Raw genomic sequence first — 10905 nt, 5'->3', positions numbered from 1 at the left:
CCATAGGCTTCCGGATGCACCGCGGACGCGTCCAGCGGTTCTGTGCCGTCGGGAATGCGCAGGAAGCCGGCGCATTGTTCAAAGGCGCGCGGCCCGAGGCGTGCGACTTTCAGGAGGTCGCGACGGGTTTTGAATGGGCCAACATCGTCGCGATAGGCGATAATCGCTTCAGCAAGTGACGTACCGAGGCCGGAAATGCGYGCGAGCAAAGAAGCCGAAGCAGTGTTGAGATCAACGCCCACGGCATTCACCGCATCTTCGACGACGCCTTCGAGCGAACGTGCAAGGCGGTATTGGTCGACATCGTGCTGGTACTGGCCGACGCCGATGGATTTCGGCTCAATCTTGACGAGTTCCGCCAGCGGATCCTGCAAGCGACGGGCAATGGAGACGGCGCCGCGAAGCGACACGTCAAGCCCGGGGAATTCGGCAGCCGCAGTCGCCGATGCGGAATAGACCGAAGCTCCGGCTTCACTGACGATCACTTTGAGCGGTTTGGGCGGCGGCATGTCTGCCAACATATCGGCGACGAGACGTTCGGTCTCGCGACTCCCGGTGCCGTTGCCAATCGCGATAAGTTCGATCTTGTGCCTGACAACGAGCTTTGCCAGCTCGGCCTGTGTTCCGCGCACATCATTACGCGGCGGGAAGGGGTACACGGTCGTGGTGTCGAGAAGCTTGCCTGTGCCGTCGATGACAGCAACCTTCACGCCTGTACGAATGCCTGGATCGAGACCCATTGTTGCGCGCGAGCCTGCAGGCGCGGCCAACAGCAAATCCTTCAGATTGCGGGCGAAGACGTGGATGGCTTCTTCCTCGGCGCGTTCGCGCAATGCAGTCATAAGATCGACGGAGAGATTGAGTGACAGGCGAATGCGCCATGTCCAGCGTACGACTTCCATCAACCAGTTGTCAGCCGCAGTGCCATTGGCGTGGACTGAATAGGCGTCGGCGATCATTCGCTCGACTGGTTTAGTCGCGGCGGTATCTTCAGCGTCGACCTCGAGGTCGAGCGACAGCACCTCTTCGTTGCGGCCCCGGAGCATAGCCAGAGCTCGGTGGCTCGGCACGATTGCCCAGCGCTCAAAATGATTGAAGTAGTCGGAAAACTTCGCTCCGACCTCCTGTTTGCCGTCTACTACTTTGGCACGGAGAACCGCGCGATCCTGCATGTACTTGCGCAAACGACCGACGAGTTCGGCATTCTCCGAAAAGGTCTCGACAAGAATATCCCGGGCCCCGTCGAGCGCGGCTTTCACATCGGGAACGTCGTCGTTCAGAAAACTCTTGGCCAGCTCGGAAGGAATGGTGCGCCGGTCTGACAAGATTGTTTCCGCCAGTGGACCAAGCCCGCGTTCGCGGGCAATCTCGGCCTTTGTTCGCCGCTTGGGCTTGTAGGGCAGATAAATATCCTCCAGCTCCGCCTTGGTGACTGCGCCGGCAATCTTGCCTTCAAGATCGTCGGTCAGCTTGCCTTGGCTGCGGATGGACTCGATGATCGTGTCACGGCGCGCATCGAGTTCGCGCAGATAGATGAGCCGTTCGTCGAGCGTGCGCAGCTGCGTATCGTCGAGCCCGCCCGTAACTTCCTTGCGATAGCGGGCAATGAAAGGGACGGTTGCTCCGCCATCGAGAAGTTCTATCGCCGCATTGGCCTGTTCGGGCCGTGCGTGTATCTCGGCGGCGATGAGACGAGCGATACGGGCGGTGTTGGCAGCACTGGCAGTCACGAGGCATTCCCATAAATCATGATCGGGCGGCGACCATAGGACCGCCCGCGCATGACCGCAATCGCTTCGAGGCTGAGAGTTACGTCTTTTTCAACAGCGATTTGGCTTCTGTGATACCGAGCGCCTCGGGCCGTGAGCAACTTGTCTTGATGTCGATGAACTTCTTCTCCTCACCGGAGCGGAGAATGGAGACCATCACATCCACCCCGTGCAAGGCGCGCTCCAGCGAACAGCGTATGTCGCGCCCCTGCAGGATTGYGACGGCCATGTCCGCAAGTCCGGCTGTGCGGTAATTTGCCATCATGCCGGCGGGATGCTTCTGGTTGGGTGTACCGAAAGGATGCGCCCAGGGCTTGACTGGCTTTGCCTTCTTTCCTGGTTTTGCCAACTTGACCTCACCGCCAAAGAAGTTCGGGTCGGGCAGGAAGATCGAGCCGTCGGTGCCGTAAAGCTCCATGTTGGGATGATGGTGAGCCCAGACATCCCAACTGGCTGACAGGGTCACCGAAGCGCCGCTTTCAAACTCCAGCAGGGCTTGGATGGTCGTCGGCGTCGTCACTTTTATTGTCTCGCCCTTACGTGGTTCGCTGGAGATGGTACGCGTCGGCGTGGCCATCGATGTCAGCGCCGCGACACGCCTTATTGGGCCAATGAGGTTGATCAGATTGGCAATGTAGTAAGGGCCAAGATCGAGGATCGGCCCACCACCCTGACGGAAGAAGAAATCAGGATTGGGATGCCAGTGCTCCATGCCGTGGCTCAACACATGCGCTGTGCCTGAGGTGATGGTGCCGACCTGCCCGTCATCGACCAGTTTGCGTGCCAATTGGTGCGCACCGCCGAGATAAGTGTCGGGCGCGCATCCGGCTTTGAGCCCCTTTTTCGTAGCAAGTTTTTGAAGTTCAAGCCCGTCCTTCAATGATAGCGTCAGCGGCTTTTCCGAATAGAGATGTTTGCCAGCCGACAGGATCTGTTTTGATACGTCGAAATGTGCGTCCGGCACCGTCAGGTTGACCACGAGATCGATGTCGTCGCTTGTCAGCAGTTCATCGATGCTACGGGCTTCGATGCCGTATTCTGAGGCACGTCCGGTCGCCGCCGTCTTGTTGATGTCGGCAATGCCACGAACTTCAATCCCTTTGAAGAGCGGCGCAAGCCTCAGATAGGTCGTGGATATATTGCCGGCACCGATGATGCCGATGCCTAATGTCTTGGCCATGTCGTTTTCTTTCCTCAGAACGCTTTCAGGGTACCGATGGAGCGGCGGGCGAATCGCTCATCGTCCGATGGGTTGTCATGTTCCATGATGAAGTATTGCGCCGACGTATCTCTGAGTGTTGATGTCAGCGCCTTCCAGTCGACAGTTCCATACCCGACGTCAGCCCAGCCATCCTCGTTGGTATTCTGGCCCGGAGCAGCGATATCCTTGACATGCACCGCACTTATGCGTGAGCCATAGCTCTCGATCCACTGGAACGGATCGCCGCCGCCGCGGATGATCCAGGCTATGTCGGCTTCCCAGGAGATGCTTGGCGCTGCATCGAAGATCAGCTTTTGCGGAATAGAGCCATCAGGCAGCGCCTTGAACTCGAAGTCGTGATTGTGCCAGCCGAAGATATATCCGGCTTTGCTGTAGGTGGCATACGCCGCTTCCAGCCGCTCGCCAAAGGTTGACCAGCCCGCCGCATCCGTTGGGCGAAGGTTCAAGGCGAGGTGTGGACAATAGATAGCCTTGATACCAAGCGTGCCTGCAATATCGAGGACCTTCTGCTGCTCTCTTTCCAGAAGATCGATGCTGAAATGGCCCGAAGGCATTATCAGCCCGTTGGCATCAAGTGCGGCTCTCGTTGCCTTGGGATCGGCGTAAACGCCGCCATAGCCTTCAACCTGAGCATAACCATTGCGCTTCAACATTTCGAGCGTCTGGTCGAGTGGCGGAAAATTGCGGGAACTGTAGAGCTGATAGGAAAAGTCGGTCACTTCATTTCTCCATGATGCTTGGGAAGTTCAAAGGCGATTTTCTGTTCCGGCGTCGAAGAGCGAGGCCATGGCGGGATTGAATGTCAGGAATACCTTTTCACCGGGCTGGTAGCGCCTGCCGGAATCGACACGAACCGAGATGGCTTTTCCTGCGACCTTCAACCAGACGAGGCTGTCGGCGCCCATGGGCTCGTCGAGATCGACGACTGCCTCGCAGGAGCGGCCCGCGGGACCGGGCTGGTCATTGATAGCGATGTGTTCCGGCCGGAAGCCGAAGATGACTGAATGGCCGGGCGCCAAAGGTTGTTGCGCTTCATATCCTGCAAGCGAAATATCAAGATCGGCGACTCGGAAGACAACTGAGTCGTTTGTTCCTGCGATCTCGCCTTTGAGGAAGTTCATGGCGGGTGAGCCGATGAAGCTTGCGACAAAGAGGTTGCGCGGCTTGTTATAGATCGTCAGCGGATCATCAAGTTGCTGGATCAGGCCGCCCTTCATGACCGCAATGCGATCCGCCAAGGTCAAGGCCTCGATCTGGTCATGTGTGACGTAGATCATGGTATTGGCGAGTTTGTGGTGCAGCCGCTTGATCTCGACACGGAGTTCCGAGCGCAGCTTGGCATCGAGATTGGAAAGAGGCTCATCGAAAAGGAACACGTCAACATCGCGCACCAAGGCCCGGCCGATGGCAACGCGCTGCCGTTGGCCGCCAGATAATTCGGCGGGCTTTCGTTGCAGTAGTGGCCCGATCTGCAGGATTTCGGCCGCATGCGCGATGCGTTTCTGGATTTCCGCAGCGGGCAGCCCAGCCACGCGCAACCCGAATGAAAGGTTCTTCTCGACAGTCATTTGCGGGTAGAGCGCATAGGACTGGAAGACCATGCCGATGCCGCGATCCTTGGGCTCCTCMCAAGTCACATTCTTGCCCTTGATGAAAATTTGTCCGTCGGAGATATCTAGCAGGCCGGCGATGCAATTCAGCAACGTGGATTTTCCGCAACCGGACGGCCCGAGAAGCACGAGGAATTCGCCGTCCGCGACCTCGATATTGAGGTTTTTCAAAACGCTGATCGAGCCGAAATTGAGCGAAAGATCCTTGATCGAAACACTGTGCACTGAGGTCACCCTTTAACGGCGCCAGCGGCGATGCCTCTGACGAAATACTTGCCTGAAAAGAAATAAACGAGGAGCGGCACTGCACCGGTGAGTATGGTCGCGGCCATGTTGACGTTGTATTCCTTCACCCCTTGGGTCGAGTTGACGATGTTGTTGAGCTGAACAGTCATCGGGAAATTCTTGGTGCCGGCAAAGATCACGCCGAAGAGGAAGTCGTTCCAGATGCCTGTCACCTGGAGGATCACTGCGACGACGAAAATCGGTAGGGACATCGGCAGCATGATCTGCAGAAAGATGCGCCAGAACCCGGCTCCGTCCACGCGTGCTGCTTTGAAAAGCTCCGGGGGTAGCGAGACGAAGTAATTGCGGAAGAGGAGGGTAAGGATCGGCATGCCGAAGATGGTGTGGATGACGATGACACCCGTCAGAGTTCCGAAGATGCCGAGTTGTCGCGTGATGATGACGAGGGGATAGAGCATCACCTGATAGGGGATGAAGGCGCCGAAAATCAGCGCCGTGAAGAACAGCTCCGAGCCTTTGAAGCGCCAGTTGGAGAGGGCATAGCCATTCACCGAAGCGATGATGATCGAGAAGATCACACTTGGGACGAGGATCTTCATCGAGTTGAAGAAGCCGACCTTGATACCTTCGCAGTAAAGACCCGTGCAGGCACTGTTCCAGGCCGTCGCCCAAGGTTGGAAGGTAACCTCGACCGGCGGGGAGAAAATGTTGCCCAAGCGTATCTCGGGCATGCCTTTCAAGGACGTCATAATCATCACATAGAGGGGAATGAGGTAGTAAATGGCTGCCACAAGGAGTGCTGAATAAATCATGATCGATGCGGGTGACAGGAAGCGCTTGGGCCGACTTCCGCGCGGCTCGGCGCTGGGGAGGGTAGTGCTCATTTCGAGGTTTCTCCCTTGCGATACCGGGGCCGGAATTCCAGCAGCGCCCAAGGCACGAGGATAATCAGCACTGTGGTGAGCATGATCGTCGAGGCGGCGAGGCCCTGACCCAGATTGCCGCGCGAGAACATGAGGTCGTAGACGTATTTCGCGGGAACCTCAGAGGAAATGCCTGGCCCGCCATTTGTCAGTGCGACGACGAGATCATAGACCTTGACGATGGTCGCCGAAATGATGACGAGCGTGGTGACGAAGACAGGTCGCATCATCGGAATGACAATAAAAAGGTAGGTCTTCCACGCCGGTATCCCGTCAACGCGTGCGGCTTTCCAGATTTCATCGTCAATGTTGCGCAAACCTGCGAGCATCAGTGCCATGACAAGGCCCGTGCCTTGCCACAGACCCGCAATCACAATGGCATAGATGGTAAAACGGCCATCAGTCAGGATAGGGAAATTGAAGGTTTCAAAACCGAGGTCCCGAACGACCTTCTGTACGCCATAGGCCGGGGTGAGTATCCATTGCCAGACAAGGCCGGTGACGATGAACGACAGAGCGTGCGGGTAGAGAAATATGGTGCGGAAAGTATTTTCGAAGCGGATTTTCTGATCCATCAGTGCAGCAAGGATAAACCCGAGCACCAGTGAAAAGCTCAAAGACAAAACACCGAAGATGGCGAGGTTCTTCAAGGAAACGGTCCAGCGCGACGTCCGGAAAAGCCGCACATACTGATCCATCCCGACGAAATCCAGCGTTGGCAGGGAACGCGAGGACGTGAAGGAATAAACGACGGTCCACAATGTGCAGCCGATGAACACAACAAGCACCGTGACGATCATCGGTACCGCCGCGATTTTGGCATTCAGATTGCGTAAGGGGGCAAACGGGCGCCGGCTCCCAGCCATCGAAGTCTCCAGTCCTGTCACTGGATGCCGGACCTGAGAGACCGGCACCGCTGCTACGGTGGTTGTTCGAGCTATTTGGCTTCGCCGATGATCTCGACGTAGCGAGCCTGCGCATCCTCCACCGTCATGTTCTTGTCGGCGAAGAACTCCGTCGTCAGATCTTCGATCTGGCCCTGCGTATCGGAGGAGAAAGCCTGTTCGTATGAAGGCAGCACATTGTTGCTGTCCGCCAATATCTTGATGCCCTTTTGCATGCATGCATTGGCTGTTTGCATGTCGACGTCGCCACGGATCGGCAGCGAACCCTTGGCGAGATTAAATGCAACCTGCGTCTCCTTGGAGACAAGCATGCTGGCAAGCTTCAGCTGGGCTTTTGTGATATCGGGGCTCGCGTTTTTCGGAAAATAGAAGGCGTCGCCTCCTGTATCGAGGACGGGATGAACACCGAGGCCCGGAAGGCAGTCATAATCTGTGCCCGCGACCTTTCCGGCCACGCCGAATTCACCCTGTGCCCAATCACCCATGATTTGCCCTGCAGCTTTTCCAGTTAGAACGAGGGACGTCGCTTCATTCCACTGCCGTCCGACGTAGCCGGGGTCAGCAAGGGCTCGCGCGTCGGCAAAAGCTTGCCAAACGGCCTTCATTTCGGGACTGCCAGCGGCTTCGGTACTCTTTTCATCCATGATCTTGAGATAGAGGTCCTTGCCGCCAAGGTTAGCCAGCATCACGCGGAATACGCCGTCGATCTGCCACGCGTCACCGGTCGCAAGCGGGATGATGTCTTTTTCCTTTAGCTTGGGTGCTGCAGCGACGAATTCGTTCCAGTTTGTGGGAACCGCTGCGCCGGCTTCCTTGAACGCGTTTGGATTGATCCACATCCATTGCCAGGAGTGGATGTTGACCGGAACGCAATAAATCTTGCCCTCATATTTGCAGGCATCGAGCAGCTTGGCGGGGCGAATGAAATCGGCCCAGCCTTCTTTGGTGGCAAGCTCGGTCAGGTCCGTCATCAAGCCGGCCTTGACGAGATCTTCGGCATCGCGGCCGGTATTCAATTGGGTGGCACCCATTGGATTTCCGCCAAGAATGCGGCTGACGATGATTGGACGGGCTGTGCTGCCGCTGCCGGCGATCGCGCCGTCCACCCATTTGTCGCCGCCCAATTTGTCGTAAGATTCGGCGAGAACCTTGGCAGCTGCCGCTTCACCGCCAGAAGTCCACCAGTGAGTGACTTCCAGGTCAGCGGCACCAGCCGGGTTGGCAGCGAAAAGAAATGTAGACGTGGCAAGAACGGTCAAGACAGAACGGTAACGCATCGTATCCTCCCAAAATCTGAAACGTTACAGATAGGCTAGTGTAAAGCGCTATCAAGTGCAATCGGCGAAGGCCAATTTTTTCGAGATCGACTTGATGGATCTATTTCTTTACCAAATAATCCTGTAAATTCAGGGTAATAAACAATTGTGACTACGCTGTGCGATTGCCAAGTAGCGTCAATATCGTCTAGGGTCACGTTGTGCCACCAGTCGAAAAGTTTCGGATTGCGGTATTTTTATAAAACGATACAGATACCATCAAAGGAAGGCCTGAATAGCCGATTGAATATGAAGACGACAGAAGGCGATCAGAAACCGGTAATCGGTACTGCCGAACCCGTTGAGGGCGAGAGGCCGACGTTGAAGACGATTGCCTTCATGGCGGGGCTTGGTGTCACCACTGTTTCGCGCGCGCTCAAGGATGCACCGGAAATTGGCCAGGCGACCAAGAATCGGGTTCAGCTGATCGCCAAGCAGATTGGATACAGGCCCAACCGTGCCGGTGTTCGTCTTCGCACCGGCAAGACCAATGTCATCAGCCTCGTGCTCAATGCCCAGTCGGAGATCATGGGACTTACCTCCAACATGGTCTATGGAATTTCCGAAGTGCTTTCGGAAACGCCCTACCATCTGACCGTGACGCCTTATTCGGTGAAAAATGACCCGATGCAGCCGATACGCTACATCGTCGAAACGGGCTCGGCCGACGGGATCATCATGTCGCGTACCGAACCGAATGACGCGCGCGTCCGCTACCTCACCGAACATGGCATTCCGTTCGCCACACATGGTCGAACAGAGATGGGCATTGAGCATCCGTTCCACGATTTCGACAACGAGGCCTTCGCCTATCTCTCGGTGAAGAGCTTGTTGGCGAGGGGACGTCGCAGGATCGCCATGCTTGCTGGCCCGTCGCCTTCGGTCACTTACTACCGGCATCTCCATCGGGGTTTCTCGCGTGCGGTGGAGGAGGGAGGCGCGAGTACGGTTGCTGTGTCCGATATTGATGTCGATACCTCGCTGGGCCGTATTCGGAACCGGATGGAGGAGATCATGTCAGGCCCAAATCGCCCCGACGGCATTGTCTGCTGCAGTGGCAGCGCGGCCATTGCGCTGGTTGCGGGTATTGAAGCCGCCGGCTTGAAGATTGGCGAAGATGTCGACCTTGTCTCGAAGCAGTCGACCGACGTGCTGCAATGGTTCCGCCCGCAGATCATCGTATTCAATGAGGATGTTCGCCACGCCGGGCGTGAACTGGCACGAGCAGTGTTGCGAAGGATAGCCGGGGACGATGCGCGAGAACTACAGAGTCTCAGCTACCCTGATGAACACGAGCCGCGCTCGTGAAGTGGTCGCGGGAATTGCTCAGACCTCTTCCAGGCATAGCTCGAATGTGATGCAGACGGGGTTTTCACCGCGAAGGAGCTCTCCACTTGTCACATTGCCCTGGGTGTCGACCATAACGATTTCGACACGTGTTCCGGTTGACTGGCACGTGATGAAGCCCCGGGTAATGAAGACTTCGGTTGCGATATCGTCTACTTTTGAACCATCCGCATAGCGTGCGCCGATCAGGCTGCCTATGCCGCCGCGCAATTTTGCTGCGGCGAAGTCATGTTTCCGGCAGATCGCCTCTAGTGCAAGGATGATGTCCTCATTTGGGCAAACACGTGCGATCACCGTGCGCGGACCATTGTTGGCGGCAATCGTCGTTTTTAAAGGTACCGGATGAAAGAGTGTGAAGGCGGTCTCTTCATCCGGCTCCGATACCATTCGCACGTCTTCTACACCCCAGGCAATTGCACGAATGGGCTGACTGATGATCGTTTCATGCGGTAGGATATGCCCGGCAGCGAGCTTGCCGCTGTGCTCGTTCCAGATGGCATGGCAATGGATAAAGGCGGCGCCGCCACGCTCGCCGAAGGTAACGTTACCGTTCTCAAGTCTCGTTTCGCCGGCCGGTGAGAATATGTCGCTGTACCAGGCAGCGTGATGCCCGTCAGTCGCAAGCGCCGGCATAAGATAGTGAAATGGATTGAAAGCCCCGCCGTCGAGAACAAGCGAAGCCGCTGTGACGCCGGCCGCCTGTAGTGGCTGGGCAATGGCGTCATTCATGCTTTGGCCAGGCTCAAGAGTGAATTCCAGCCGTCGGCCGACGCCCTCAAAACTCTCGAAGCGGGTAAATTTTGGAGCCCCAGGTTGCCGTAGAGATCGTTCAGACACCGGTCACCGCCGAAAGCCGTCGCAAGATGAGTAGCATATTATAAATTTCGAATTCCGTTCACAGGCCGCCAAGTTATGGCATAGTTCCACAAACGAATAAAATGATCCACAATATGGATCACTAAGAGGAATTGGGATGGAGCAAGAGGTCAGACCGATAACAGGTCTCAATGGTTCGCAAAGCGTCGACAGGGCGCTTGGTCTCCTGAGCCTTGTCAGCTATTCCGGCGATGACGGCAGCACCTTGACTGATATCGTGGAACAAAGCGGTCTCAACAAACCCACGGCGCGCCGTTTGCTTCTGGCGCTTATACGCTCTGGCCTGCTGGAACAGGACACTTTGACCCGACGATACTATCTCGGCCAGGAAGCTTACGTACTTGGCACCCTTGCGACACGGCGCTATGGCCTTTTACAAATCTCCCGCGATAGCCTTGGTTTTCTGTCGGCGAAGACACAGGACACCAGCTTCCTTTCTATCCAGCGCGATAGCTACGCCGTTTGTCTGCATCGCGAGGAAGGCACTTATCCGATTCGCACCCATGCATTGCAGGCTGGCTATCGCCATCCCTTGGGCGTGGGCGCCGGGTCACTGGCGATCCTGGCTGCGATGCAGGATGACGAGGTTGAAGTCATTTTAGCCGTGAATGAAGCCGCCCTCCTGACCGAGTATCCAAATCTTTATCCCGACCGCATTCGCGCTGACGTTGCAGCGGCGCGGGAAAACGGC

The 10905-nt window shown here is 56.6% G+C and carries 10 protein-coding genes; 2 read left to right on the top strand and 8 right to left on the bottom strand.

The features are described 5' to 3' along the window. The 7 genes from ACXJ5O_RS09930 to ACXJ5O_RS09900 form a co-directional block, all read right to left on the bottom strand. Positions 1 to 1730, bottom strand: a 1730-nt coding sequence (locus ACXJ5O_RS09930; protein WP_457299747.1) for a Tex family protein, incomplete at its 3' end; no start/stop codon positions are given. Between the two features lie 79 nt (positions 1731 to 1809). Further along, a complete protein-coding gene (locus ACXJ5O_RS09925; RefSeq protein ID WP_457299746.1) occupies positions 1810 to 2949 on the bottom strand; it encodes a Gfo/Idh/MocA family protein in 1140 nt (379 codons plus the stop codon). Positions 2950 to 2963: 14 nt separating this feature from the next. Next, positions 2964 to 3710 (bottom strand): sugar phosphate isomerase/epimerase family protein, encoded by a 747-nt coding sequence (locus ACXJ5O_RS09920; RefSeq protein WP_457299745.1) that lies wholly within the window; start codon positions 3708 to 3710, stop codon positions 2964 to 2966. Positions 3711 to 3737: 27 nt separating this feature from the next. Continuing rightward, the gene (locus tag ACXJ5O_RS09915) at positions 3738 to 4835 is read right to left on the bottom strand and encodes an ABC transporter ATP-binding protein (RefSeq protein ID WP_457299744.1); all 1098 of its coding nucleotides are present in this window, start codon (positions 4833 to 4835) and stop codon (positions 3738 to 3740) included. Next, positions 4832 to 5731: a carbohydrate ABC transporter permease gene (locus ACXJ5O_RS09910; protein ID WP_457299743.1), complete on the bottom strand. Its 900-nt coding sequence runs from the start codon at positions 5729 to 5731 to the stop codon at positions 4832 to 4834. Before ACXJ5O_RS09910 ends, ACXJ5O_RS09915 begins: the two co-directional genes overlap by 4 nt. Continuing rightward, positions 5728 to 6636, bottom strand: a complete 909-nt coding sequence (locus ACXJ5O_RS09905; RefSeq protein ID WP_457299742.1) for a carbohydrate ABC transporter permease — start codon at positions 6634 to 6636, stop codon at positions 5728 to 5730. Before ACXJ5O_RS09905 ends, ACXJ5O_RS09910 begins: the two co-directional genes overlap by 4 nt. A gap of 71 nt (positions 6637 to 6707) precedes the next feature. Beyond that, positions 6708 to 7952, bottom strand: coding sequence for an ABC transporter substrate-binding protein (locus tag ACXJ5O_RS09900; RefSeq protein WP_457299741.1), 1245 nt, complete (start codon positions 7950 to 7952; stop codon positions 6708 to 6710). A 288-nt stretch (positions 7953 to 8240) separates the two neighbouring features. Here ACXJ5O_RS09900 and ACXJ5O_RS09895 point away from each other — a divergent pair, with 288 nt between their 5' ends. Then, entirely contained in the window at positions 8241 to 9299 is a 1059-nt protein-coding gene (locus ACXJ5O_RS09895; protein WP_457299740.1) for a LacI family transcriptional regulator, read from the top strand. An 18-nt stretch (positions 9300 to 9317) separates the two neighbouring features. On the opposite strand, the gene ACXJ5O_RS09890 is transcribed toward ACXJ5O_RS09895, so the two are convergent. Beyond that, positions 9318 to 10175, bottom strand: a complete 858-nt coding sequence (locus ACXJ5O_RS09890; protein ID WP_457299739.1) for a PCC domain-containing protein — start codon at positions 10173 to 10175, stop codon at positions 9318 to 9320. A 136-nt stretch (positions 10176 to 10311) separates the two neighbouring features. Between ACXJ5O_RS09890 and ACXJ5O_RS09885 the strand changes: the two genes are divergently transcribed. Further along, a partial coding sequence (locus ACXJ5O_RS09885) for an IclR family transcriptional regulator (RefSeq protein WP_457299738.1) occupies positions 10312 to 10905 on the top strand: 594 nt, incomplete at its 3' end.

The organism is Phyllobacterium sp. P5_D12, from assembly GCF_054049495.1.
Note: the sequence above shows the minus strand (reverse complement) of the source record. Positions and strands in the feature narration are given on the sequence as shown.

Excerpts from the sequence above, each read along its gene's own strand:
- ACXJ5O_RS09905 (WP_457299742.1), bottom strand. The coding sequence starts at position 6,636 with ATGGCTGGGAGCCGGCGCCCGTTTGCCCCCTTACGCAATCTGAATGCC.
- ACXJ5O_RS09900 (WP_457299741.1), bottom strand. The coding sequence starts at position 7,952 with ATGCGTTACCGTTCTGTCTTGACCGTTCTTGCCACGTCTACATTTCTT.
- ACXJ5O_RS09910 (WP_457299743.1), bottom strand. The coding sequence starts at position 5,731 with ATGAGCACTACCCTCCCCAGCGCCGAGCCGCGCGGAAGTCGGCCCAAG.
- ACXJ5O_RS09895 (WP_457299740.1), top strand. The coding sequence starts at position 8,241 with ATGAAGACGACAGAAGGCGATCAGAAACCGGTAATCGGTACTGCCGAA.